This window comes from Actinoplanes sp. NPDC049118 (assembly GCF_040648555.1).
Classification (GTDB): domain Bacteria; phylum Actinomycetota; class Actinomycetes; order Mycobacteriales; family Micromonosporaceae; genus Actinoplanes.
The window spans coordinates 266,686-291,688 of the sequence record NZ_JBEZDY010000011.1; the positions used below are offsets into that span (position 1 = coordinate 266,686).

Annotated in this window: 24 protein-coding genes; 15 read left to right on the forward strand and 9 right to left on the reverse strand. The window is 71.3% G+C overall.

The window, feature by feature from the left end; all coding sequences use genetic code 11:
- Positions 1–39: 39 nt before the first annotated feature.
- From AB0B58_RS19710 to AB0B58_RS19720, 3 genes are all read left to right on the forward strand, one after another.
- Entirely contained in the window at positions 40–660 is a 621-nt protein-coding gene (locus AB0B58_RS19710; protein ID WP_360225238.1) for a fibronectin type III domain-containing protein, read from the forward strand.
- Positions 661–768: 108 nt separating this feature from the next.
- A complete protein-coding gene (locus AB0B58_RS19715) occupies positions 769–3,096 on the forward strand; it encodes a beta-L-arabinofuranosidase domain-containing protein (RefSeq protein ID WP_360225240.1) in 2,328 nt (775 codons plus the stop codon).
- 108 nt (positions 3,097–3,204) lie between these two features.
- Positions 3,205–4,878: a fused response regulator/phosphatase gene (locus AB0B58_RS19720; protein ID WP_360225242.1), complete on the forward strand. Its 1,674-nt coding sequence runs from the start codon at positions 3,205–3,207 to the stop codon at positions 4,876–4,878.
- A 7-nt stretch (positions 4,879–4,885) separates the two neighbouring features.
- Here the strand turns inward: AB0B58_RS19720 and AB0B58_RS19725 are convergent, their stop codons facing one another.
- From AB0B58_RS19725 to AB0B58_RS19745, 5 genes are all read right to left on the reverse strand, one after another.
- Positions 4,886–5,302 carry a response regulator gene (locus tag AB0B58_RS19725; protein WP_360225244.1) on the reverse strand — a complete coding sequence of 139 codons (417 nt, stop codon included), beginning with the start codon at positions 5,300–5,302 and terminating at the stop codon, positions 4,886–4,888.
- Between the two features lie 8 nt (positions 5,303–5,310).
- Complete coding sequence (locus AB0B58_RS19730) at positions 5,311–7,131, reverse strand: ATP-binding protein (RefSeq protein ID WP_360225246.1); 1,821 nt, start codon at positions 7,129–7,131, stop codon at positions 5,311–5,313.
- Positions 7,132–7,343: 212 nt separating this feature from the next.
- A complete protein-coding gene (locus tag AB0B58_RS19735) occupies positions 7,344–8,039 on the reverse strand; it encodes a PAS domain S-box protein (RefSeq protein WP_360225248.1) in 696 nt (231 codons plus the stop codon).
- A gap of 159 nt (positions 8,040–8,198) precedes the next feature.
- Entirely contained in the window at positions 8,199–9,392 is a 1,194-nt protein-coding gene (locus AB0B58_RS19740) for an endonuclease (protein WP_360225250.1), read from the reverse strand.
- 131 nt (positions 9,393–9,523) lie between these two features.
- Positions 9,524–10,474 carry a hypothetical protein gene (locus AB0B58_RS19745; protein ID WP_360225252.1) on the reverse strand — a complete coding sequence of 317 codons (951 nt, stop codon included), beginning with the start codon at positions 10,472–10,474 and terminating at the stop codon, positions 9,524–9,526.
- Between the two features lie 329 nt (positions 10,475–10,803).
- Here AB0B58_RS19745 and AB0B58_RS19750 point away from each other — a divergent pair, with 329 nt between their 5' ends.
- The 3 genes from AB0B58_RS19750 (at position 10,804) to AB0B58_RS19760 (ending at position 13,680) form a co-directional block, all read left to right on the forward strand.
- Positions 10,804–11,604: an aminoglycoside phosphotransferase family protein gene (locus AB0B58_RS19750; RefSeq protein ID WP_360225254.1), complete on the forward strand. Its 801-nt coding sequence runs from the start codon at positions 10,804–10,806 to the stop codon at positions 11,602–11,604.
- A 162-nt stretch (positions 11,605–11,766) separates the two neighbouring features.
- Complete coding sequence (locus AB0B58_RS19755) at positions 11,767–12,855, forward strand: DNA glycosylase AlkZ-like family protein (protein ID WP_360225256.1); 1,089 nt, start codon at positions 11,767–11,769, stop codon at positions 12,853–12,855.
- A gap of 399 nt (positions 12,856–13,254) precedes the next feature.
- Complete coding sequence (locus AB0B58_RS19760; protein WP_360225258.1) at positions 13,255–13,680, forward strand: integrase; 426 nt, start codon at positions 13,255–13,257, stop codon at positions 13,678–13,680.
- Positions 13,681–13,704: 24 nt separating this feature from the next.
- Here AB0B58_RS19760 and AB0B58_RS19765 read toward each other — a convergent pair whose 3' ends face one another.
- The gene (locus AB0B58_RS19765; protein ID WP_360225260.1) at positions 13,705–14,085 is read right to left on the reverse strand and encodes a hypothetical protein; all 381 of its coding nucleotides are present in this window, start codon (positions 14,083–14,085) and stop codon (positions 13,705–13,707) included.
- Positions 14,086–14,262: 177 nt separating this feature from the next.
- On the opposite strand from AB0B58_RS19765, the gene yiaA reads away from it, so the two are divergent.
- The 5 genes from yiaA to AB0B58_RS19790 all read left to right on the forward strand — a co-directional run bounded on the left by yiaA (position 14,263) and on the right by AB0B58_RS19790 (position 17,980).
- Positions 14,263–14,748: an inner membrane protein YiaA gene (yiaA, locus tag AB0B58_RS19770; protein WP_360225262.1), complete on the forward strand. Its 486-nt coding sequence runs from the start codon at positions 14,263–14,265 to the stop codon at positions 14,746–14,748.
- Between the two features lie 502 nt (positions 14,749–15,250).
- Positions 15,251–16,027 (forward strand): LLM class F420-dependent oxidoreductase, encoded by a 777-nt coding sequence (locus tag AB0B58_RS19775; protein ID WP_360225264.1) that lies wholly within the window; start codon positions 15,251–15,253, stop codon positions 16,025–16,027.
- A 40-nt stretch (positions 16,028–16,067) separates the two neighbouring features.
- Positions 16,068–17,054, forward strand: coding sequence for a hypothetical protein (locus AB0B58_RS19780; protein WP_360225266.1), 987 nt, complete (start codon positions 16,068–16,070; stop codon positions 17,052–17,054).
- Positions 17,055–17,285: 231 nt separating this feature from the next.
- Positions 17,286–17,453: a hypothetical protein gene (locus AB0B58_RS19785; RefSeq protein WP_360225268.1), complete on the forward strand. Its 168-nt coding sequence runs from the start codon at positions 17,286–17,288 to the stop codon at positions 17,451–17,453.
- 77 nt (positions 17,454–17,530) lie between these two features.
- Positions 17,531–17,980, forward strand: coding sequence for a deaminase (locus tag AB0B58_RS19790; protein ID WP_360225270.1), 450 nt, complete (start codon positions 17,531–17,533; stop codon positions 17,978–17,980).
- Here AB0B58_RS19790 and AB0B58_RS19795 read toward each other — a convergent pair.
- On the reverse strand, positions 17,977–18,405 hold the full coding sequence (locus tag AB0B58_RS19795; protein ID WP_360225272.1) for a PPOX class F420-dependent oxidoreductase: 429 nt from the start codon (positions 18,403–18,405) through the stop codon (positions 17,977–17,979). The two genes, AB0B58_RS19790 and AB0B58_RS19795, sit on opposite strands and share 4 nt — an antisense overlap.
- Positions 18,406–18,462: 57 nt before the next feature.
- Between AB0B58_RS19795 and AB0B58_RS19800 the strand changes: the two genes are divergently transcribed.
- The 3 genes from AB0B58_RS19800 (at position 18,463) to AB0B58_RS19810 (ending at position 21,649) form a co-directional block, all read left to right on the forward strand.
- Positions 18,463–18,939 carry an SRPBCC family protein gene (locus AB0B58_RS19800; RefSeq protein WP_360225273.1) on the forward strand — a complete coding sequence of 159 codons (477 nt, stop codon included), beginning with the start codon at positions 18,463–18,465 and terminating at the stop codon, positions 18,937–18,939.
- Between the two features lie 89 nt (positions 18,940–19,028).
- Positions 19,029–20,147 (forward strand): DUF2157 domain-containing protein, encoded by a 1,119-nt coding sequence (locus AB0B58_RS19805; protein WP_360225275.1) that lies wholly within the window; start codon positions 19,029–19,031, stop codon positions 20,145–20,147.
- Between the two features lie 8 nt (positions 20,148–20,155).
- Complete coding sequence (locus AB0B58_RS19810; RefSeq protein WP_360225277.1) at positions 20,156–21,649, forward strand: CehA/McbA family metallohydrolase; 1,494 nt, start codon at positions 20,156–20,158, stop codon at positions 21,647–21,649.
- A 343-nt stretch (positions 21,650–21,992) separates the two neighbouring features.
- On the opposite strand, the gene AB0B58_RS19815 is transcribed toward AB0B58_RS19810, so the two are convergent.
- Both AB0B58_RS19815 and AB0B58_RS19820 read right to left on the reverse strand, forming a co-directional pair.
- Entirely contained in the window at positions 21,993–22,211 is a 219-nt protein-coding gene (locus AB0B58_RS19815) for a hypothetical protein (RefSeq protein ID WP_360225279.1), read from the reverse strand.
- 99 nt (positions 22,212–22,310) lie between these two features.
- The gene (locus AB0B58_RS19820) at positions 22,311–23,258 is read right to left on the reverse strand and encodes an HAD family hydrolase (protein WP_360225281.1); all 948 of its coding nucleotides are present in this window, start codon (positions 23,256–23,258) and stop codon (positions 22,311–22,313) included.
- 184 nt (positions 23,259–23,442) lie between these two features.
- Between AB0B58_RS19820 and AB0B58_RS19825 the strand changes: the two genes are divergently transcribed.
- Positions 23,443–24,945 carry an arylsulfatase gene (locus tag AB0B58_RS19825; protein WP_360225283.1) on the forward strand — a complete coding sequence of 501 codons (1,503 nt, stop codon included), beginning with the start codon at positions 23,443–23,445 and terminating at the stop codon, positions 24,943–24,945.
- Positions 24,946–25,003: the final 58 nt, after the last annotated feature.

Below are 25,003 nucleotides of genomic sequence, written 5' to 3' on the forward strand. Positions count from 1 at the left end.
TGAGTCCGACCGCGCCGCCCGCAGGAAGGGGATCCCCCGATGACCCGCCGTCCGGGAGTTCTCTGCACCGCCGCAGCCCTCGTGCCGCTCGTGCTGGGCGGGTGCGCCGTCTCGTCGACCGCGGGCGCCGAGGAGAACCTGGCTGCCGAGGCGACGCCCGCCGCGCAGAGCTGGATCGTCGTCGCGGGGGGATCCGCGAAGCCGACACCACCCGCCTCACGGGCACCGTCCGCCGCACCCGCGGAGTCGGGCTTCGGAGGGCTGCCGCCGGTCTCGGCGCCCCCCGCGCCGGCGGCCGACGTGCGGCCCGGGGAGCCGCAGTGCGTCAAGGCGCACCCGCAGGGCCGGATCGAGGTCGCGATGGTGAGTCCCGGCCGCACGACCGCGACCGTGACCTGGTACCACCCCGGCGACACGTCCGTCATCGCCTACCGGGTGGCGGGCATCTCGCAGGAGCTCGTGGTCGGGCAGCAGCCGGAGCTCTCGTGGACCGTGGTCGAACCGGGGCGGGGCTGCCGGGAGATGACGGCCACCGTGCGCGGCCTGCAACCGGCCACCTCGTACGTCTTCGCCGTCAACGCGACCCGGATCCGGCACTCCAGCGGCAGCGCCTACAACGTGACCGTCGCCCGCTCGCGCGCCGTGGTCACGGCCGGCTGAGCCGGTACCGGGTCCGCCCGCCGGACAATCACGTCCTTGAATGGATGGAAACGATCCCGTAGCATCCTCGGCACGATTGTTACCGTTAACAATCGTGGGGAGGTTTCCATGTCTCACCTGCCTGTCAGCCGACGCCGGCTGTTGCAAGCCGCCGGTGCCGGTGCCCTGGCCTCCGCGGCCGGCATCGGTCCCTTCGAGGCTGGTCCCGCCGCGGCGGCCGTCGTCCCACCGGTGCGGCCGGACATCGGCGTCTCGGCGTATCCGTTCCCGCTCGGCCAGGTGCGGCTCACCGCCGGCCGATGGCTGGACAACCAGAACCGGACACTGAGCTACCTGCGGTTCGTCGACGTCGACCGGCTGCTCTACAACTTCCGGGCCAACCACCGGCTGTCCACCAACGGTGCCGTCGCGACCGGCGGGTGGGACGCACCGACGTTCCCGTTCCGCACCCATGTGCAGGGCCACCTGCTGACCGCATGGGCGCAGGCGTACGCGGTGCTCGGCGACACCACCTGCCGCGCCAAGGCCGACTACATGGTGGCCGAGTTGGCCAGGTGCCAGGCGAACAACGGCGCCGCCGGATTCGGCACCGGATACCTGTCCGGCTTTCCCGAGTCCGACTTCATCGCCCTCGAGGCCCGGACCCTGACGAACGGGAACGTGCCCTACTACTGCGTGCACAAGACCCTCGCGGGCCTGCTCGACGTGTGGCGGTACACCGGCAGCACCCAGGCCCGGAACGTGCTCCTCGCGCTGGCCGGCTGGGTCGACACGCGTACCGCGCGGCTGAGCTCGAGCCAGCTGCAGGCCATGCTCGGCACCGAGTTCGGCGGCATGAACGAGGTGCTGGCCGACGTCTACCAGCAGACCGGGGACGGGCGCTGGCTCACCGCCGCGCAGCGGTTCGACCACGCCGCGGTGTTCAACCCGCTCGCGGCGAACCAGGACCAGCTCAACGGCCTGCACGCCAACACGCAGGTGCCGAAGTGGGTCGGCGCGGCCCGGGAGTACAAGGCGACCGGCACGACCCGCTACCGGGACATCGCCGTCAACGCCTGGCGGATCGCCACCGGCGCGCACACGTACGTGATCGGCGGCAACAGCCAGGCCGAGCACTTCCGTGCCCCGAACGCGATCGCCGGCTACCTCACCAACGACACCTGCGAGCACTGCAACTCCTACAACATGCTGAAGCTGACCCGGGAGCTGTGGCAGCTCGATCCGAACCGGGCCGACTACTTCGACTTCTACGAGCAGGCCCTGCTCAACCACGTCATCGGGGCGCAGAACCCGGCCGACGGCCACGGCCACGTCACCTATTTCACGCCGCTGAACCCCGGTGGGCGCCGGGGTGTCGGTCCCGCCTGGGGCGGCGGCACCTGGTCCACCGACTACAACAGCTTCTGGTGCTGCCAGGGCACCGGGGTCGAGATCAACACGAAGCTGATGGACTCCATCTACTTCCACAGCGGCACCACGCTGACGGTGAACCTCTTCGTGCCGTCGGTGCTGAGCTGGACCCAGCGCGGCATCACCGTCAACCAGAGCACCACTTACCCGGTCAGCGACACCACCACCCTGACGCTGTCCGGCACCATGAGTGGATCGTGGAGCATCCGGCTGCGGATCCCGTCCTGGACCACCGGCGCGACCATCAGCGTCAACGGCACGGTGCAGGGCGTCACGGCGACGCCCGGCAGCTACGCCACCGTGACCCGGACCTGGGCGGCCGGGGACACGATCACGGTGAGACTGCCGATGCGGGTGGTCATGCGGGCCGCGAACGACAACGCGGACATCCAGGCGATCACCTACGGTCCGGCGGTGCTGTGCGGCAACTACGGCAACACCGCGCTGTCCGGCCTGCCCGCGCTTACCGTCTCGACGATCACCCGGACCGGAACCGGCAGCCTGGCGTTCACCGCGACCGCGAACGGCGCCACGGTGAACCTCGGCCCGTTCCACGACGCACAGGGCTTCAACTACACCGTCTACTGGAGAACGGGCGCCGCCGGCATCAGCTACAAGCTGGTCAATGCCGGCAGCGGCCTGGTACTCGGCATCCAGGACATGTCCACCGCCGACGGCGGCCTGGCCCTGCAGTGGGACGACAGCGGCACCCCCGACCACAACTGGGTGATGGTGACCGACGGCGGCGCGGTCAGGTTCCGCAACGTCAACAGCGGCAAGGTCCTCGGCGTGGAGAACATGTCCACCGCCGACAACGCCCGCGTCCTGCAATGGTCGGACAACGGCACCGCCGACCACCGCTGGACCATGATCGACAATGGCGACGGCACCCACCGGATCCGCAACGTCAACAGCGGCAAGCTGCTCGCCGTCCTCAACGGCTCCGTCGCCCGGGGCGGACAGGCCGTTCAGGACCCCGACAACGGCAGCGCGGACAACCGCTGGCGGCTGGTCCGCGCCACCTGAGCCGGGGGACGGACAGCAAGTGCGAGTACTGGTGGCTGTGAGGCCTCATCATGTTCGGTGTTCATCGAAAGGGACTTGCGGGAAGATTTGCATCGTGATTGGAGACCGATGGCGACCGTGTTGGTTGTCGATGACGATCCGATCAGCCGGGACTTTCTGCGCACGTTGCTGGGCTACCGGGGGCATCAGGCCTGCGAGGCCGCCGACGGCGACGCCGCCCTGATGCTGGCCCGCCGGCGACTGCCGGATGCGGTGATCACCGATGTCATGATGCCGAACCTGGACGGCTACGAGCTGGCCCGGATGCTGCGCAGCCAGCCGACGACCAGCCACATCCCGATAGCCTTCAGCACCGCGCACTACGGCCACGACGAGATCGAGCCCATGGCCCGCGCCTGCGGTGTCCGGGATGTGATCTTCAAGCCGGCGCAACCCGGTATGGTGCTGGCGACGATCGACGCCCTGCTGGGCGCCGGCGGCCTCGCCGGGCAGGTGCAGACGGGTGATCTCGTCGGATCCATCGACGACATCACCGTCGCCACGCCCGCCCGGCAACCCGTGCAGCCGGCCGACGACCTGGCGGAGCAGTGGCGGATCCTGGCCGCCGACGTCGCGGAGCGGCTGGCCGAGACCCACCAGCTCACCCAGTCCGGCACGTGGGACCTCGACCCGGAGGCCGGTCTGATCGTGCTGTCTATCGGCCTGCGCGACCTGCTCCGGCTGCCCTCCGCCCGGGTGCGTCTCGAGCAGCTCCGGCAGCGCGTGCACCCCGAAGATCTCGCCAAACTGCTGACCGTCGCCGGGAACACCTGGCGCACCGGCGTGCCCAACCTCGCCGAGGTACGCGTCGCGGACATGGACGGCGTGGTACACGAGCTGATCGTGTCGTGCCGCACGACCGCGCCGGGGCTGCGGCACACGGACACGCCCCGGGTCGTGTGGGGAGTCGCGCAGGACGTCACCGACGTCCGCCACGCGCAGCGCACCCACCTGCGCGCCCAGGCGGAGTGGCACGCGGAGCGCCGCGCCGTCGACGAGTTCCACCGTGCCGTGCTGCCCCAGGCGCTGCCCCTGGTCACCGGCGCGAGCCTGGGCGCGGTCTACCTCGCCGCCCCCGAACGGCTGGACGTCGGCACCGGCTGGTACGACGCGCAGCAGATCTCCGGCGGCCGGATCCTCCTGTCGGTCGGCGAGGTCGCCGGTCACGACCAGCCGGCCGCCGCCGCCATGGCCCCGATCCTCGCGGCGCTGCGCGCCTACTCCTTCGAGGATCCCGACCCGGCCCGCCTGCTGACCCGGCTCAACCGGCTCCTGACCGGCATGCTGCCGGGCGACACGTTCGTCACCGCCATCGTCGCGATCTACGACCCCGACACCGGCTGCCTGTGCATAGCGAACGCCGGTCACCCCGTACCCCTGGTGGTCATGCCCCGCAGCGGCGGCGTGCCGGCGATCGCCCTGCTGCGACAGCGCGGCCCGGCGCTCGGGCTCTTCCCCGACGCCGAGTTCACCGGGCAGTACCTGACCATGGCGCCGGGCGCGGTGCTGTGCGCCTACACCGACGGGCTGATCGACCGCCACAGCGGCCCGGCGGCAGACGACGCGCAACGGCTCCCGTACGCGGTGGTCCGGGCGCTCGGCGAGCTCGCGGCCGACCAGCCGCATCAGCCGCCGGACGCACAGGACCTGGCGGAGCAGATCGTCAGGCAGGTGCTCGGCGGCGACTCGCCGGACGACGACGCCTGCGTCGCCGTTCTCTGGGTCGGCGGGGACGGCGCCTGAGCGCCGGTCAGCGCCGGCCCACCCCCAGCGAGTCGTCCACGAGGCGGAGCAGGTCCTCGATCTCGTACGGCTTGGTCAGCCACTGTGCGCCCTGCGCCATGAGCCGCAGATGGACCGAGGGATCGGTCTCGCCGCTGACCACGATCACGGGAATGGCGCGGGTGGCCGGGTCGGCGCGCAGCTGGGCGAGTACCTGCTCGCCGCTGATGTCGGGCAGGGTGAGGTCGAGCAGCACCAGATCCGGCACCAGCCGCGCGGCGTGATCCAGGCCGGAGCGGCCGTCCGGTGCCGAGCCGAACACCACCTCGGGGCGGCTGGTGAGGATCCGTTCGACGAGGATGGTGTTGATGGCGCTGTCGTCGATGTAGAGCACGGTCCCGGCCACCGCGGCACTCTCGGCGTTCCCGGTCGGTTCGAATGACACCGGATACCTCAGTTCGTCGCCGTCGAAGTCGTGCGGGCGTCCAGGACGGCGCGGACCGTCCGGGTGATTCCTGTGGCGGTGTAGGGCTTCTCCAGGAAGGCGATGCTCGGGTCGTCCCGGGTGGTGGGCGTGAGCACGCCGCGGGTGTGCGCGGAGGTGAAGATGACGGGCAGGCCCGGCAGCATGGCGGTGATCCGGTCGGCCAGCTGCTGACCGTTCATGCCCGGCATGATGACGTCGGTGACCAGCAGGCTGATGTCCGGGTTACCGCGCATGATCTTGAGTGCGTGGTGACCGTCGACGCCGGCCAGGACCTGGTATCCGGCGGTGCGCAGGATCCGTTCGGTGAGCGTACGGACGGCGGGGTCGTCCTCGATGAAGAGGATCGTCTCGGTGCCCGTCGCCAGCCGCTGCGGCACGGGGTCCGGCGGTAGCCCGACCGCAAGCTCCGCCGCCGTCATCGGCAGGTACACCTCGACCGCGGTGCCCTGCCCCGGTCGCGAGTTCACCTGGATGCATCCGCCGGCCTGCGTCACGATGCCGTACACGGTGGACATGCCCAGGCCGGTGCCCTTGCCCTGTTCCTTCGTGGTGAAGAAGGGTTCGAAGATGCGGGCGGCCACCTCCGCCGACATGCCGCAACCGCCGTCGGCGACGGTGATCAGGACGTACTCGCCGGGCTGGGCGCCCAGCTGGGCGGCGGTCTCGCCGTCGAGGTCGATCCGGTCGGTGTTGATGCTCAGCGTCCCGCCGTCGGGCATCGCGTCGCGGGCGTTGACGGCCAGGTTGACGAGCACCTGCTCCAGCTGACCCGGATCGACGCGCACGTGCAACGACGAGGTCGACGTCGTCACCGCAAGCTCGACGTCCTCGCGGATGAGCCGGTGCAGCATCCCCTCCAGTCCCGTGACGAGACCCACGACGTCGACGACGCGCTCCTCGGCGGTCTGGGTCCGGGAGAACGCCAGCAGCTGGCGCGTCAGCGCGCCGGCCCGGGTCGCCGCCTCACGGATCATGTTGAGGTCGCGGGTGGACGCCTCGTCGGCCCGGGCGATCAGCAGGGCCGCGTACCCGTCGATGACGGTCAGCAGGTTGTTGAAGTCGTGCGCAACCCCGCCGGCGAGCTGACCCACCGCGTCCAGCTTCTGCGCCTGGCGCAGCTGCGCCTCGATGTTCTTCTGCGCGGTCACGTCGGCGACCATCGCGAGGACACCGTCGTCGTCGACGCGCGCCGTCAGGGCGACCTGCGCGCACATCACCTGACCGCCCTCGCGGTGCATCCCGAGCTCGAGCCGCCGGGTTCCGCCCTCCGCGACGCCGGCCAGCTCCCGCTCGGCGACGGGCCGGTCGGCCTCGGTCACCAGGTTCATGATCGTCGTGCCCGACAACTCGTCCTGTGGCCGGCCGAGCATCGCGGCGAACCGGCTGTTGGCGTAGCTGATCCGGCCCTCGCCGTCGAGGAGCAGCACACCCTCGCTCGTGGTCTCCACGATTCCGCGGTAGCGCTCCTCGCTGGCGCGCAGCGTGGCCTCCGCCGCCTGCCGCAGCCGCAGGTCCTCGAACACCGCCGCGCCGCGCACCAGCGCCGGGAACCGGCCGCGCAGCGTCCAGTACCAGACCGCGACCGCGGCGGTAATGACGTCCCAGCCCGCGACGGAGAGACTCGACCCGAAGGCGTGGCGCATGGCCATCCCCGAATGCATTCCCCAGCCCAGGTAGGGAAGCAGCAGGTGCACGGTATGCGAGCCGTGGTGCACCGCGCAGCTGAAGAAGATCGCCGCGGTCGCCAGCCCGAGCGGATTGTTGCGCCATTGCCGTGTCCGCCACAACCCTCGCCCGATAGCGAATGAGATCGCCAGATATGCAACGAGAATTATCGCATTGGCCAATGCGGTCAGCTGCCACCACTCCACGGTTCGCACACCACCCGACCACGCAGACAGGCCGACCACTCCCGGCCGGCCAAACCCACACGATATCCACATGCGAGTGACGCCGACCATCACCTGATCGGGGTACACGCACTTCAATGCGGTTATCGTCAGCCGTCGGCCGGGCGCGACAGTTCGTTGATCAGCGCCAGTAGCTGCCGGGCGCTCTCCTGCACCAGCTCGAGCTGGCGTTCCTGCTCGTCGTTGAGTGGTCCCGGAAGCCGCAGCAGCAGGGTGCCGGTGAAGCCGATGACGGCCTGCAGCGGGGTACGCAGCTCATGGCTGGTGCGGGTGGAGAGCACGCCCTGCGTGCGGTTCGTCGCGGCCGGATCCGGGGCCGGCGCCGGCGGCTGTCGCGGGTCGCGGCCGTCCTCGGCGGCGGCGTGGATGCGGCGGGAGGTGGCGGCCACGCCGACGATCCGGCCCGTGTCGTCGGCGATGGGCGAGACACTCAGCCGGACCGTGACGGTGCTCCCGTCGCGGCGGATCCGCTCGGTCACGTACTGGTCGAGCCGTTCGCCGCGGGCGAGCCTGCGCAGGACGACCGCCTCGCCGGCCCGGGCACCGGGCGGGTAGAGCTGCTCGGCGCCGCGCCCGATGATCTCCTCGGCGCGATATCCGTAAAGCCGCTCGGCGGCCCGATTCCACGTCGTCACCACGCCGTCGAGCGTGACGCCGACAATCGCGTCGTGCGAGGAACGCACGATGTCCGCCAGGCCGGCGTCATCCGAGGCGACCGGCGCGGACGCCTCGGCAAGCCTCGCCTCACCCGCGGGCCACCCGAGGCTGTCGCCGGGCGCGTTCATATTCGAATCCGCAAGAGAAGTCCTAGCGCCAGGGCCGGCCTAATGACCATGTAAAAGGCCTTCCGCCGAGCCACCAAACATTTCGCAGCAAATAGGCTAGCCCGCTGACTTTCGACCGCACAAGCGACCATCGGCCCTAGACATAGTCCCGCTCGCGGGTCACCCCTGGCCGAAGATGGAGCCGACCCACTCGGGGTGGTCGATGAACGGGTTGCGGTTGTGCTGGTAGCTGCCGAAGATCAGCTCGTTCCGGCGCAGCTCGAACGCGTCCGGCGGGTCCTGCAGGTTCCACTGCCGCAGCGCGGAGAGCCGGCCGAGCCTCGGGCCGGTGCCCCCGGCGGCGTCGTCGACCTCGAGGTCGGGGAAGGAGTCACCGCCCTCGTACCGCACCGCCATGTAGAAGATCATTCGTGCGACGTCGCCCCGGACCGCGGCCCGCGGCTCCCACGAGTCGGCGTCGGTACGGTTGCCCGGAGCGTCGGCGACGGCGGTGCCGCCGTTGTCGAAGTCCTTGTTGCCCCGCTCGGAATTGACGTTCACATCCTCGGGACGAAGATGGTGCAGATCGGTGCCGGGGCCGGCGCCGGTGCCGAAGCCGCCGTGCGACTGCGCCCAGACGTGCTCCCGGTTCCAGTCACCGAGGTCGCCGCCGTTGAGATTCTTCGACCGGCTGACCCCGGAGTAGAGCAGGATCACGTTCGCCGAGTTCGAGGGGTCCTGGTCGGTGACCTTCAGCGCGTTCCAGACCAGGTCGTACGACAGGGTGGTGATCCCGCTGGAGATGATGCCGTGCAGCGCGTTCTTCAGGGCGGCGCCGGACTTGCCGGCCGCGGCCGCGTAGTAGCCGGTCGGTGGCGGCGCGGTGGTGCCGGTCGGCGTCGGCGTGGGGTTGCCGCCGCCGGCCGTCATCGCGGACGGGGACTTGAGGCCCGCGTGCGCGAAGTACGCGGTCAGCGTGCCGGTCACGGTGAGCGCGTCGCCGATCAGGCCCGGGTTGCTCCGCAGCCCGAAGCTCGCCCGGTATGCGCTGGTGATCTGCACGTACAACATGTCACCGGTGTCGGTCTCGCCGCTGCTGTCGGCGATCGCCAGCGCCGTGTCCCCGGTGAAGTCGTCGAAGAGCACGGTATCGGCGGCGGTGGGCTGGCCGACGACGTACCCGCGTACCGTGCCGGTGCCGCCGGTCTGGCCGCCGATCGCCTGCGCGACGGTCATGGTCGCGGCCGCCACCGGGCGCATGCCGGGCGCGGTTCCCGCCGCCGCCCTGAACATCGGGACGGCCAGGGCGAGCAGTACCAGGAGCGCCGGCATCGTGAGCGCCGCGGCGCGCCGGTGCGAACTCGGTCCGGACATCTCCGCTCCGTTCACCAGGCACATCGACGACTATCAGCAGTATGGAAGGGGGGAACGCGGAGAGTTCCATACCAGCTTCGTCATATGTCCCAGCGTCACGGCGGCGGCCGCCCCGCCGATACCCGGCGCGCTCAGCTCTGCTGGTAGCTCACCGCGGCGAAGCCGCAGGGCGCGTGCAGGTGCAGGTAATAGGCGCCCTCGCCGAAGTCCAGGTCGGCGCCGCCGACCAGGCCGAGGTAGTCCATCGGCTGCCCGCAGCCGGGGCAGTCGGCGTGCTCGGCGTCCTGGATCCAGTCGGGACGGCCGCCCAGGGTCGAGCCGCCCTCGTCCCAGGCGCTGGCCTGGAACGGCGAGGCCCGACGCGTTCCGACGGCGGGCAGCATCGCCGGCGGATCCTCCGGCCGGGCGGTGTCCGGCAGGTACTCCGGGCGGCCGTTGCCGGCGAACCAGGCGGCGCCGCCGTCGGGCGTGACCCGGCAGTACAGCGTCGTGTAGCAGGCGCAGAGGTGGCAGGTCGCGATCCTCAACCGGCCGGCCCACCCCGTGTGCGCCAGGGCTTCGGCCACCTCGGGGAGGCCGGCGTCGAGGTCGACGACGGTCCACAGCGGGGAGGTGCACCACGGGCAGGCCGGGCCGCCGGCGGGCCCCGGCACCTCATTCATGATCATTCGGTACGCCGTAGGCGCGCACAGCTCGCGGCGGCCGCCGTCCGGGGCGACCGTCCAGCCGGCCTCGTGTGCGTAGGCCAGCGCACCGACGTACAGCCGATCCGCGCCGGGCGGCGGCGACTCCTGCCATCGCCGCAGCGCCCGCTCGGCGTGCGGATCCGAGGCGTGCGCCAGGATCAGGAACAGGTGATTGAGCCGGTCCGCCGCCCGGCCGGCGTCGACGTCCTCGACGATCCGGCGGACCAGGTCGCCGTCGGCGCCGCGGTAGAGGATCGGTGGCCACAGCACGCCCGCGTCGAGGAGCAGGCTCAGCTGTCCGGCGAGGCGCGCCGGCTCGGCGGCGGCGATCGCGGTCAGTTCCTCGAGTGCGTCCTCGTCGCCGGCTACAGCCGCCCGCACCAACCCCTCGATCATGGCGGCATGTTAACCGGCCGGTCTAGTCCGATCACCGCGGGAAACCCGCTGGCGGTGCCGCGTGCCGCTCGATAGCCTCCGGTTTCCGGCTCGGCGAGGAGGTCCCGATGACGTGCATGGTTCACAGCGAGGTGGCCGTTACCGCTACGACCCGCGAGTTCGCCGCGATCTGAGATCGGCCGCCCTCCTGGGCGGCGCCTCACCGGCGAGATGCCGAACTCCTCGCCTCGTAGCGGTCCAGCCGGCCGCGGAACTCTCCGCGCCGCCGGCTCCTGGCGCCGTCATCCGGCGCCGCATCACCGCTTACCGCGCTGACACGAGGAGAAATCGTGGTTTCCGCATCGTCCTTCGAGCCGCTGGCAGCGGCCGAAGGCGGACCGAGTCATGTCATCCGTTCCGGCGAGACGATCAGGCGTCCCGCCCAACCCTTCACCGGCACCGTCCATGCGCTCCTGCGCCACCTCGAGGATGTCGGATTCGCCGGCGCCCCGCGGGTGGTCGGCGACGGCATCGACGTCGCCGGCAACGAGGTGCTCACCTACGTCGACGGCAGCATCGTTCATCCGCATGCGTGGACGGACGAGGGCGTCGCGCAGGTCGGCAGGCTGCTCCGCGATCTGCACACCGCGACGGCCGGCTTCCGTCCACCGCCGGACGCGGTGTGGCAGCACTGGTGGATGCATCGCCAGGGCCTGGATTCGGTGATCGGCCACTGCGACGCCGGACCGTGGCACACCGTTGCCCGGGACGGGGCGCCCGTGGCGTTCATCGACTGGACCCTGGCCGGACCCGTCGACCGTCTGGACGAGGTCGTGGCCACCGGGTGGTGGCACGCGCAGTTGCACGACGACGACGTCGCCGAACGCAACGACCTGCCCGACGCGGCCACCCGCGCCGGGCAGTTGCGGCTGTTCCTCGACGGCTACGAGCTGCCGAGGGCCGACCGGCCGGGGCTGGTCGGCCGAATGATCGAGTTCGCGATCCGGGACTGTGCCGCCGAGGCGGTCCGTGCCGGCATCACCCCGGACTCGGCTGACCCGGCGCCGCTGTGGGCGCTGGCCTGGCGGGCCCGCTCCGCCGCGTGGATGATCCGCCACCGCACCCTGCTCGAACGGGCCGTCACGGCCTAGCAGGGGCGGGGCCGGGGCCGTCGATGCGTCGGCGGCCCCGGCCTCCCTCGACGGACGGCGGCGTCGTCAGTGCGCGCGCTCGGCGGGCTGACGCCGGGCGGCGGTCATTGTCACCGGCCTGCCGCCCGGGTTGTTGTCGTACCCGCCGCCTAGTCTCGGCCGATGACCGTGCACAGCCTGTCGCGCACCGACGCGCGCCGCCTCGCCGTGCGCGCGCAACTGCTGGACGCCGACCGGCCGGGCGGGATGTTCGACGTGGTGCGCGGCTTGACGCTGCTGCAGAACGATCCGGCCGCGCCCGTCGCGCCCAGCGCCGACCTGGTGCTGTGGAGCCGCCTCGGCTCGTCCTATTCGCCGGCGCAGCTGCGCGACGCCATCGACGAGCAGGCCCTCCTGGAGCTGCGCGGCATGATCCACCCGGCGGAGGACCTCGCGCTGCACCGGGCGGAGATGGCCGAGTGGCCCGGGCGCCCCCCGCTGCGCGACTGGCAGGAGGGCGTGCGGGAGTGGGTCGACGTCAACAACGGTTGCCGGGTCGACATCCTCGCCCGGCTGCGCGCCGACGGGCCGCTGACCACCCGCGAGCTGCCGGACACCTGCGTGATCCCGTGGCGTTCGTCCGGCTGGAACAACAATCGCAACATCACGAAGATGATCGATTTCCTGGTCCAGCGGGGCGAGGTCGCGGCCGCCGGCCGGCGCGGCGCCGACCGGTTGTGGGACCTGGCCGAGCGGGTCTACCCGGACGAGACGGTCCCCTACGAGCAGGCGCTGGGCATCCGCGACGAGCGGAGGCTGCGCGCGTTGGGCATCGCCCGCGCACAGGTGCGGGCCGCACCCGGCGGGCCGGATGCCGCGGGCGAGCTCGCGGTGGTCGAGGGCGTGAGAGGCCGATGGCGGATCGACCCGGAGCTGCTGGACCGTGCCTTCGCCGGCCGCACCGCCCTGCTGTCCCCGCTGGACAGGCTGGTCTACGACCGCAAGCGGCTGGCCGAGCTGTTCGAGTTCGACTACCAGCTGGAGATGTTCAAGCCGGCCGCCGAGCGCCGCTGGGGCTACTGGGCCCTGCCGATCCTCTACGGGGACCGCCTCGTCGGCAAGCTCGACGCCACCGCCGACCGCAGGGCCGGCATGCTGCGGGTGGACGCGATACACGAGGACGCCCCGTTCACCAGGGCGATGGCCGCCGCGGTGCGGCACGAGATCGAGGAACTGGCCGACTGGCTCCGCCTCGACCTGATGATCGCCTGAGCGACAGAGGCGTTCAGCGGCCGGGTGTCAGCGCGGGAGCGCCCCGGCGAGGACCGTGCCGACGGTCCGGCGACCGCGCCGGCGTCCGGCGGGCCGGCCTCCCGGTCGGTGAACAGCATCGACCCGGCCCCGATCAGGATCGGCGCGAGGGTGGCCACGTCGGCGTCGGACGCGATCCGGCCCAGGCCGCGCTCGGCATCGAGGTAACCGGCCACCATCCGGGTCGCCTCGGAGACGATCGGCAGCCCGGGGGATCGGACCCGCCGCAATCGAAGGGCAATCCCGGTCGGCACCACGCACCCGTTCACCGTGACGGCGGTGCGCCCCTGATCCCGGCTGCGCAAATGCGTGGCGTGACGCCGGCCGATCGGGAATCATTCCGGCCCGGGGGTGACCTGGATGAAGACTCGACTGCGGCGGTTGCGAATCGGCGCCCGCACCTTCGTGTGGCGCGCGGAGATTCGTCACGTGCAGGCTGAACACGACTGCCATCGGTGCATCCGGGTCCGGGCCTGGGGTGGCGACAAGCGGGGCCGGGTGCTCCAGGCGGACCTGCTGTCGACCACCTGGCCGTCACCATGGACCGCATGCGCGACGGACGGCGCCTACCCCACGGCGGGCGACGTGCGGCCCCTGATCGGCTACGCCCTGGAACACGGGTGGCAGCCCGACCTGCGGGGAGGCGAGTTCATACTCTCCGAGCGCGAGCATTCGGCCCGGTTCTCCCTGCCCGGCTTCCTGCTCACCGATCGACTGTGTACAGCGGACAGCCCGGATCCGACCGCCCAGGTGATCGCCGCCTACGAGGCACGCCCGCGAGACTGACGCATCGGTCCGCCGGCCGGCCGGTCAGCCTTCTGCCCGGAACCAGGAACGAGCCGCGTCGGTGCTGAGCAGGATCGCGTACACCATCGGCCAGGCGAGGTCGCCGGCGGCCGCCGAGATGCCCGAGTCGAACAGCCGGAAACCGGCGAGGGCGACCCCGGCACCGCACAGCACCAGGACCGCCCGCCGCGCCCACCGCCGGCCTCGCTGCACGGCACGCGCGAGCCCGAGGTACAGCAGCCCGATCAGCACGTATGCCGCGGACCGCAGCAGAGAGCCCCGGGCTCCGGAAGTCAGCGCGAACACCAGGGTCAGCGCGCCGCCGACGTAGAGCAGAATCGCCGCGGCGTGGACGGTACCGGGAGCCCCGGCGGGCGGTTCACTGTCCAGATCCGGGCCAGGCATGGCAGGCATTGAACCAGATCGCATGATCGGCCGGGGGACGTGTCGCGCCTACCTGTCGCTGTTGAGTACCGCGACTCAGGACGGGCGGTGGCGGGTCGAGCAGGCTGTGACCAGGAAAGACGCCCCACGCCGACCGGCACCACGCCGGTGGCTCCCTACCCCCGCTCGGAGAGTCCCGTGACCAACCAGCCATCGTCCTCGGCCAAGCCCACCCCCGCCTTCGTCGGCGCCTCCTGGGCGGTGCTGGTCCTCGGAGTGGTGTCCTTCGCCGCCGGGTTGTGGAACGCCACGATGACCAGGAGCGAGAAGGGCTTCTACGCCGCCGTCCTGGTGCTGGGCGTGTTCGCCGCCGTGTCACTGCAGAAGTCGGTGCGCGACCGCGTCGAGGGTCTGCCGGTGTCCGCGTTGTATCTGGGGCTGTCGTGGGCGGTGCTCGCTCTGGGCGTCCTGATGCTGGTGATCGGCCTGTGGAACAGCGGACTGGCACTCAGCGAGAAGGGCTTCTACGGTCTGGCGTTCGCGATGACGCTGTTCGCCGCCGTCGCGGTGCAGAAGAACGTGCGCGACACCCTGCAGTTCCGGGCGCCGTCGCGCCCCGGCGCCCTCCCGGCCGTGCCCGTCACGGACCACCTGAACGGCATCATCACCGGCCACGCGCGGTGACGAGGTCCTCGCCGCTGAACGTGCCGGCCCACCACCCGCCCGCCGTGCGCCTCGATCGTCGACGCGAGCCGGTCGAGCTTTTCCCCGAACTCCTTGTCCGCGCCGGAGAACAGGCCGACGAGTGCCACGTCGGCTCCGACCAGGGAAGAGGCGTGTCGCACGCGGACATCCTCTCATCGCGTCCCGCGACCTGCCGGGACGGTTCGACACCAAGACCGGGTCGAGCCGGCTCACCAAGCACGTGATCGCCGGACAGGCTCGCCACGGCCCGTGCGGCGGTCCCGCGCCTCAGGGCGAACAGGGCGAGCAGCATGTGCTCCGGTCGGACGACGCGGCTGTGCAGGCCGTCGGCGTTGCGCCGGGCCAGCTCGACGGCCCGCCTCGCCCGGTCGTCCAGGTGGGCGAGGGGTGACTGTTCACGGATCACCGCGTCCTCCGGTACTCACGTCGCGTGCATACCGCCAGTGTGCCCGAGCCTGTCGGCCATCTAGGATGCTCGATCGTGAAGAGGAACCCCGGCGGGGTGCGCGTCGCGGTCCAGATCGCGCCGGCGCGGGCGGACTACGCCCAGATCCGGCGGGCGGCCGCCGAGGCGGACGCGCTCGGCGTCGACGTGATCTTCAACTGGGACCATTTCTTCCCGCTCGGCAAGGACCGGAGCGGCAAACACTTCGAGTGCTGGACGGTGCTCGGGGCGTGGGCCGAGTCGACCGGGCGCGCCGAGATCGGCGCGCTGGTCACCTGCGTCGGTTACCGCAACGCCGACCTGCTCGCCGACATGGCCCGCACCGTGGACCACATCAGCGGCGGCCGGCTGGTCCTCGGCCTCGGTGCGGGCTTCCGCGAGGCGGAGGCCACCGAGTACGGGTACCCGTTCGGATCGCCGGCCCAACGGGTCCGGGACCTGGGCGACGCGCTGCGGCGCATCGAGCGCCGCCTCGCCGTGCTGAACCCGCCACCGACCCGGAAGGTGCCGATCCTGGTCGCCGCCGACGGCCCGAACGCCCTGCGGCTGGTCGCCCGGCACGCCGACATCTGGCACACCTTCGCCGAGGGTGAGGCGCTCGGCGACAAGTCCCGGCAGCTCGACACCCACTGCCACGAGCTGGGCCGGGACCCGGCCGAGATCGAACGCTCGTCGTTCGTCTCGGGCGACCCCTGGCGCGTGGGGCCCGAACTACGCAAGCGCGGCATCGGCATGTTCACCGTGATCACCAACGGGCCCGACTACGACCTGGCGGAACTGCGCCGCTGGCTCGCCTGGCGCGACGAAGGCTGACGCGCGGAACCGAGGGTCTCGATCCCTAGGATCATCGACCATGACCCGCACCACGCCGCCGCGGCCGCTGGACATCACGGAACTCTTCCCCGAGCTGCGGGAGCATTCGGCGACGGCGACCCGGCTGCATCCCCGGCCCGGTACCCCGACATCCGCCGGCAGCTCGGTCGGTGGCCCGCTGCTCTGGCCGGCCGACGAGGCCTGGCCGGTGTGCACGGACGGCGACACCCACTACGTCTTCAAGCTCCGGACGCCGGCGACGGTCCGTCGCGGCCGGGAGATCTACGCGGCGGCGCAGGCCCGGGCCGACGCGACCGGCACCCGGTACGCCCTGACCGACGAGGAACGGGCGCGGCTGCCGGACTTCGACTTCTCCGAGCCGCACGCCCTGGTGGACCAGCCGATCCCGCTGGTACCGGTGGCGCAGCTGTACCGGCGCGACGTCCCCGACTTCGCCGGCCCGGACGGCGCCGACCTGCTGCAGGTGCTCTGGTGCCCGCTGGACCACCCCGATGAGGGTTACAACCCGCGGGTACGGCTGTACTGGCGGCGCAGCGCCGACGTCGGCAGGCCCCTGGACGCGCCACCGGAGCCGCCCGTCGTCAGCGACTCCTATCTGCCGGCTCCCTGCGTCCTGCACCCGGAACAGATCCGCGAGTACCAGTACGGCGGGCTACTGCCGGAGGAGCTCGACGCCCGGATCACCGCCTGGGAGGAGCACGAGGAGGGTGTCGACTACCAGTCCGACCTGTCGCTGGCGCCTGGGTGGAAGGTGGGCGGCTTCGCGAACTGGTCCCTGACCGACCCGCATCCCGTGGACTGCGCGGAGTGCGGCACCGCGATGACGCTGCTGTTCACCGCCGACTCCGGCGAGTGGCACGGGTCGGGCGGAAGCTGGCGCCCGGTGCAGGAGCCGGCGGAGGCCTCGCGGAACCCCGCAGATGTCTACATCGGACGAGGCTATGCCCTGTACGTCTTCCGCTGCCCGGCCTCGTTCGATCACCCACCCGCCACGACCATGCAGTGATCCCGTGTACGCCGGCTACCGTCGCCTCGTGTCCACCCCGGGCCTCGCCCCGCCGTTCAGGGACGGTGGCCTGCGGGCGAGCAGGGAGAACGAGTTCGGCAGCCGTCCGTCCCACGATGCGTTGGTTCGCCCGCGTCGCCGGATCCACCACGCGATTCTGCGACGGCCCCGAGCCGGATCGTCTCGGTCGATCCGGGCATTCAGCTGACCGGCAGGATCATGGGCGCCTTCATGTCCTACGTTCTCGTACCCCGGGAGCACGACACGACGCGCCTGCTGCTCAAGGTCGTCATGCGGGCCAACCGCTGTGCCGCACCCATGCTCGCCGTCGGCGACCTGATCATGGCTCGACGCCATCTGCTCAACCTCAAGCGACTCGCCGAGCGCCACCAGCGCTAGGACGGCGGTGCCGCGCGCCTCCCGATCGTGGCCCGTGCGATGCTGCGGCATCATTGGGCCGGGGAGCGGGGGAGAGCGTGGATTCGGATCCGGACCGTCGATGGCTGCGGGAGGCGATTCGGGCATCGCGGTCGTGTCTGCCGAGCCGAACGGCCTACTCCGTCGGCGCGGTCATCGTCGACGAGCACGGCCGGGAGAGGTCGCGGGGGTTCTCCCGCGACCGGGGTCCCGTCGTGCATGCCGAGCAGTCCGCGATCCTGCGACTCGGTGAGAACGGCGGAGATCTGTCCCGGGCCACCATCTACACGTCGATGGAACCCTGCACCACCCGCCGGTCCGCGCCGCGCACCTGCGCGGAGTTGATTATCGCCGCGCGGCTCGGGCGCGTCGTGCTCGCGCTGCACGAGCCGCCGCTGTTCGCGCGTTGTCTCGGCGTCGAGACGCTGCGGAGCGCCGGCATCGAGGTCGTGATGTTTCCGGAGCTCGGCGCGGAGGTGGAGGCGATCAACGCCGCCCTGCTTACCTAATCGGCGTCCGGTGCCGGGTGGAGCGAGCGCCGCGGTTCGTACCAGGCGTCTCCGGCCTTCTCGCCCGCCATGTTCCAGCTCCACGAGATGGTGGGCGTGATGCGCAGATAGTGTCCCGGTCCGACGATGCCGACCCGCTCGAACGGCCCCTCGGCCCGGCCGTAGACCCGGATCGAACGGGCGATGAACGGGTCGAAGGACACCATGTCGTCGACCAGGAGGGCGACCCGCTCGTGTCCGGCCGCGACGTTGCGGAACTTGCGGGTGTCGAGGACCGTCCGGCCGGAACCGCCGACCCAGAAGAAGGTCCCGTCGAACTCGAACGCGAGGGGAACCAGATCGGGCTGCCCGCCCGGGCCGAGGGTCGCAAGCCGCGCGATCGGCTGCGAGCGCAGGTAGGCGATCTCCGCGTCGGTGAAAGACATGATGAACCGTTCCTTCCGGGCCGGGAACTACGACGGGCCGGGAACTACGATCGGCCCATGGCAGACGACACCTTCACCGTCACCCGGTCGATGAGCATTCAGGCGTCGCCCGAACGTGTGTACGAGCAGATCGTCGACTTTCACCGCTGGCGTCCGTGGTCTCCGTGGGAGGACCTCGATCCGGACATGCAGCGTAACTTCTCCGGATCCGAGGCGGGCGCGGGCGCGGTCTACGAGTGGGACGGCAACAGCAAGGCCGGCAAGGGCCGGATGGAGATCGTCGAGGTGAGCGCGCCGTCGGCCGTCGGGATCGACCTGGCCTTCGAGAAGCCGTTCAAGGCCCGCCAGAGCATCCGGTTCACGATCGAACCGGAGGGTGCCGGCTCGCGGGTCACCTGGACGCTTGTCGGCAAAAAGACGTTCATGGTCAGGGCGATGGGCATCATCCGGTCGATGGACAAGATGGTCGGCCCCGACTTCGAGAAGGGGCTGGCCCGCCTGAAGGTCGTCGCGGAGGGCCCCGCCGGGTTGTGACGCCCGCGCCTGAGTATGCGGGCTCTGTCGGGCCCGGGCGCCGCGGTGAAGCCTGTGGGTGATCAGCAGTAGCCCCAGGGAGGCCCCGATTGGAACAGCGCAGTGACCGGTCCGCGATGCCGGCGGAACACGCCGCCGAACCCGTGCCGGCGCAGGCGACGCCCGGGGCGGGCGGCGCCGACCCGAGCGCAGACCGCCTGCACGCCGCCCTCGACCGTCTGGTCGGGCGGGGAGTGCTGGACCGCGCGCAGGCCGCCGCGGTCGTGGTGGAGTTCGCCGGTCTGCCCCGGCCGTCGCAGGCGGGGGGCCTGCGACGGCTCTTCGGCGAGATCGCCGGGTACGTCGGCGCCTCGTTCGTCGTCGGCGCGTGCCTGCTGTTCCTCGGCGAGCAGTGGGACGAGCTCGGCCGGACCGGACGGTTCGCGATCCTCGCCGGCATGGCCGTGCTCCTGTTCGGCGCCGGCCTGGCCGTGCGCTGGAGCGCCGCGCCGCCCGATCGCCGCTGGTGGCGTCCCTCCCCGGGCGACGACCTGCGCCGCCGGCTGGCGAGCACGCTGTTCACCGGCGCCGCCGGCGCCGCGGCGTTCGCGGCGTACGTGAGCCTCGAGTCGACGACGCAGGACTATCAGATCTTCGCGGACGACGCGCCGTTCGCCGCCTCGGTCGCGGGGCTCGTGGTGGTCACCCTCGGTTACCTGCTCGCCCGCACCGCCCTCGGCCAGCTCGGCATGGCCGTCGCGGCCTTCGCGGTGTACACCACCCTGCTGGAACTGCTGGAGGTCGAGCACTTCCCCGCGGTGCTCGGCCTCGGCATGCTGGCGCTGGGCGCGCTCTGGGCGGTCCTGGCGTGGCGGCGGCTGGTCACGGAGCGCCGTTTCGGGCTCGCGATCGCGGTGACCTTCGCGCTGATCGGCGCCCAGACGGTGATCGCCGAGGGCAGCGAGACCGGCAACTTCCTCGGGTACGCCCTGACGGCGCTGGTGGCCGGCGCCTGCTTCGCCGCGTACGCGAAGATCCGGGACTGGGTCGTCCTGGCCGGCGGGGTCATCGGGTCCACCCTGGTGGTGCCGGAGGTGCTCTACGACGTGACCGATGGCTCGCTCGGCCCCAGCGGTGTCATGCTGGCCGCCGGCGTCACCCTGCTGACCGGCAGCCTGGCCGGGCTGCGCATCCGCCGCACTCCTCAGGGCGCCCCGACGGATGCATAGTGGTAAGCGTGAATATCGAGCGGCGCCACTTCCTGATCGGCGCCGCCGCGGCCGGTGCCGCGGCGGTCGTGCTCGGCCCGGTGGAGTTCGCGCACGCCGGCACCGGCGATCAGGTGCGCACCCTGACCGGGCACATCGCCTACGGCGCACCGGACTGGGTGTACATCCCGCTGGTGGTGCCGGCCGGCGTCGACCGGATCACCGTCTCCTACGGCTACGACCGGCCCGAGCCGCCGCCGGGCTATGACGGGAACGCCCTGGACATCGGCCTCTTCGACGAGGGCGGCATCGGGCCGGGCGACGCCGCCGGCTTCCGCGGCTGGTCCGGCGGCTTCCGCAGCGAGTTCACCGTCAGCGCGTCCGACGCGACGCCCGGCTATCTGCCGGGGCCGGTCCGGCCGGGCACCTGGCACGTCATCCTCGGGCCGTACAAGGTGGCGCCGGCGGGCCTGAACTGGACCGTCACCGTGACGCTGACATCTGGCGCATCCGGTACCCCGTTCCGGCCGCGTCCCGCCCCGCACCGGGCGGCCGGTCGCGGCAGGGCTTGGTACCGGGGCGACATGCATCTGCACACCGTCCACTCCGACGGTCGCCGAACCCCCGCGGAGGTGGCGGCCGGCGCCCGCGCGGCGGGGCTGGACTACCTCGTCTCCACCGAGCACAACACGTCAAGCGCCGCGGGCGTGTGGGGCGAGTTCGCCGGGCCGGATCTGCTGATCATCGACGGCGAGGAGATCACCACCCGCAACGGCCACTACACCGCGCTCGGGCTGCCCGCCGGCACCTGGATCGACTGGCGCTACCGGGCCGTCGACGGCGCCCTCGCCCGCTTCGTGCGCGAGATCCACGCCGTCGGCGGCCTCGCCGTCGCCGCACATCCTCTGGCGCCCTGCGTCGGCTGCGGCTGGAAGTTCGGCTTCGCCGGGCTCGACGCCGTCGAGGTCTGGAACGGCCCGTGGACGCTGGACGACGAGGCGGTCGTCGCCTGCTGGGACAACCTGCTCGTCGCGGGCGCCCGTACGGGTGAATGGATCCCGGCCGTCGCCAGCAGCGACGCGCACAGCGAGCCGCAGGTCATCGGCCTGCCGCACACCGTCGCGTTCGCCGACCGGCTGGACCGCCGCTCGATACTCGCCGCGGTGCGGGCCGGACGCGCGTGGATCGCCGAGTCGGCCGCGGTCGACCTTCAGTTCGGCGCCGCCGGCGGCACCCGGCGAGCCGGCATCGGCGAGCGGCTCGCGGTCGGCGACGACACCCCGGTCACCGTCACGCTGGCCGTCACCGGCGCGCCCGGCGGCATCGTGCGGCTGATCACGGACCAGGGCCTGCGGTCGGCCGTCACGCTGCCCGCCGCCGGGCCCGGCACCGTCACCTGGAACACCACGCCCCAGAACTCCCGATACGTCAGGGCCGAGGTGCGCCGTCCACAACCGACCCCGAGCACCGCCGACACCATGGTCGCCCTGACCAACCCGATCTTCCTCGGGCGGCGCGGGTGACGCCGCCGGTCTCATATCTCCATTCGGCAGTACCGGCGGCCGGAGCCCGCAATCGCCGGAGAACCCTGCGTTTCACCGGGATCGGCGGGATATCGCGCACCGTGGCATCGGTGCAGTCGGCGGGTGATCGCGCCGCGTCCCGATCGATGACCGTCAGTGCGGGCGCGGGCGCGCATCGACGCGGCGTTCCGGGGATCCGGGCGGGACTGACGGCTTTCGTCGTCGCCTGCCGGTGGGGACGGGAGGTTCGGGCTCATGCGTTAAGGAAGCGGGCAGCGTGCAGCCCCGTCAATAGCGCGTACAGGGACTTGACGGATCAAGGTCGGCGGCGCCGGACGGGTCGTCAGGAGACGCCCGCGTGCGACCGGTACCGCTGCTCGGTTGCCTCGCCGGCCAGCAGGAGGCCGAGCTCCTGTGCGCACCTCTGCGCGGAGGCCTGAGCCGCGCCGGCGATCTTCCACCGCTCGCCCGCATCGATGGGGCGGGCGGCCACCAGGGCGCGTCGCAGCGCCTGCAATTCGGTCAGATGGGCGTCCAGTACGCCGAGAACCTCGCTGTGCATCCGTATTTCACCTCACCGGGTTGCGGGGGATTTCACCCTTCGGGAGAGCCTAGGTAAGAATTGAGTCAGGAAGATGTCCGAAGGCGCAACAAGGGTTCGTCAGAAGACGGTCGACCAGTCGTTCCTTACGCTGACGACCGTCCAGCCGTGGCGGTCGGCCTCGTCGAGCGCGCGTTCGGCCCCGGCGGTGTACGCGAACTCGCGGTCCTCGTCGTCGTGCAGGAGCAGCAGGCGCAGGAACGGCCTGTCGCGGTGCTGGGTGAAGTGCAGCATGGGTATGTCGCCGTTGGAGTTTCCGGCGGCCAGCAGCGGCCGGCGGCCGACGCGGCTCCAGATCCGCACCGGCTTCTCCGGACCGTCGTCCAGGTAGTCGGCCTCCGCCTTGTGGAGGATCGTCCCGCCGGTCGCGTCGTCGTGGTAGGCCAGCGCCACCGTGCTGCCGATGACCCGCTCGCGGGGAATGCCGTACATGTCCTGGCTGACCGGTCGCATGAAGTCCCGTCCGCCGCCCGAGGCGATGTAGTTGGCGAAGCCGTTGGCGGCGAGATGATCGAGTAGCTCGATCATCGGCGCGTACCCGCACTGCAGGTATCCGCGCCCCAGCGTCGGGTGCTCGACGTTTCGGAGGAACTCGTCGGATCGGGCCTCGAAGTCCTCGACCGAGATGCCGTCGTACGCCGCGAGCACCCCGCCGGCGAGGACTCTGACGTTGCTGTCGTCGCCGGCGTAGTGCTCCTCCAGCAGCTTCCCCAGCCACCCGTGATCACGCTCGTACGCGGCCTTCCAGGGCTGGCGGGCCCGCAGCGCCGGATCGGCCTCGGCCATCGCCACGAACCGCCGCAGGATGAAGTCGAGCTGGATCGGCAGCGGCTTCTCGCACCACAGCGTCCCGTCGTTGTCGAAGACGGCGACGCGCTCCTCGACCGGGACCTCCGCCGCGGCGCGATCGACGAACTCCAGCACCGCGCGCCGGGCGCCGGTGTCCCGCCAGCTGGGTAGCGGGCGGCTGTCATCGGTGGTGGTAGTGGTGGTGGTGGTGGTGGTCACCGACCCAACATCGGCCACCACGCCGGTGACCGCCTCATCCCCGGCAGGTGACCGCGGGAGCACCGGCGTACGCGCCGCCCGGCGCGCTCGAGGAGTATCACCCCTGCGGGATGAGCCGCCGGCCGGTCCGTTCGTCGTTCACTCGCCGAGGCGAAGTTGCGACGCCGACGAAGGAGAGTCGAAGATGCCGACGGATCGGCCCAACATTCTCGTCATCTGGGGTGACGACATCGGGATCTCGAACCTGAGCTGCTACAGCGACGGGTTGATGGGCTACCGCACGCCGAACATCGACCGGATCGCCGAGGAGGGCGCCCGGTTCACCGACTACTACGGCGAGCAGAGCTGCACCGCCGGGCGGGCGGCCTTCATCTGCGGGCAGAACCCGATCCGCACCGGGCTGACCAAGGTGGGTATGCCGGGCGCGCCCGTCGGGCTGCAGGCGGAGGACCCGACCATCGCGACCGCGCTGAAGGCGCACGGCTACGCGACCGGTCAGTTCGGCAAGAACCACCTCGGCGACCGCGACGAGCATCTGCCGACCGTGCACGGCTTCGACGAGTTCTTCGGCAACCTGTACCACCTCAACGCCGAGGAGGAGCCGGAACTCCCCGACTATCCCACGCCGGAGGAGCTGCCCGGCTTCCACGAGAGGTTCGGTCCGCGCGGGGTCATCCACTCCTGGGCGAACAAGGACGGCACGCAGCGCATCGAGGACACCGGCCCGCTGACCAGGAAGCGCATGGAGACCGTCGACGAGGAGTTCTTCGCGGCGGCGGCGGGATTCATCCGCGACAAGGCGGCCGCCGACGAGCCGTTCTTCGTCTGGTTCAACTCCACACACATGCACTTCCGCACCCACGTGAAACCCGAGAGCCGAGGCCAGGCCGGGCGGTGGCAGTCCGAGTACCACGACGCGATGGTCGACCACGACAGGCTCGTCGGTGACCTGCTGAACCTGGTCGACGAGCTCGGCATCGCCGAGAACACCATCGTCGTCTACTCCACCGACAACGGCCCGCACATGAACACCTGGCCGGACGCCGGGATGACGCCGTTCCGGGGTGAGAAGAACTCGAACTGGGAGGGTGCGTACCGGGTGCCCGCGGTCGTCCGTTGGCCGGGCCGGATCGCACCCGGCACCGTGCTCAACGGGATCGTGAGCCACACCGACTGGTTCCCCACGCTGCTCGCCGCCGCCGGCGTGCCGGACATCGTCGACCGATTGAGAACGGGCGCGGAGCTCGGCGGCACCCGGTACAAGGTCCACCTCGACGGCCACGACCAGACCGGCTACCTCACCGGCGAGGCCGACCAGAGCCCACGCCGGCACTACTTCTACGTCTCCGACGACGGCGACCTGACGGCGGTGCGGTTCGACCACTGGAAGCTGGTCTTCCTGGAGCAACGGGCGACGGGGACGCTGCGGGTGTGGGCCGAGCCGTTCACCGAACTACGGGTTCCGAAGATCTTCAACCTGCGCACCGACCCGTACGAGCGGGCCGACGTCACCTCGAACACCTACTACGACTGGGTCCTCGACCACGCCTGGATCGTGGTTCCGATGCAGGCGTACGTGTTCAACATGCTCCAGAGCTTCGCCGAGTTCCCGCGCCGGCAGGAGCCGGCCAGCTTCAACCTCGACAAGGTGCTGGCCAAGCTCCGGGACGGCATCGCCAGCGCGTGACCGGCCGGCCTCGGCGGCGCGGCAGGTATCGAAGACATTCACGTTCCGGACATCGAAG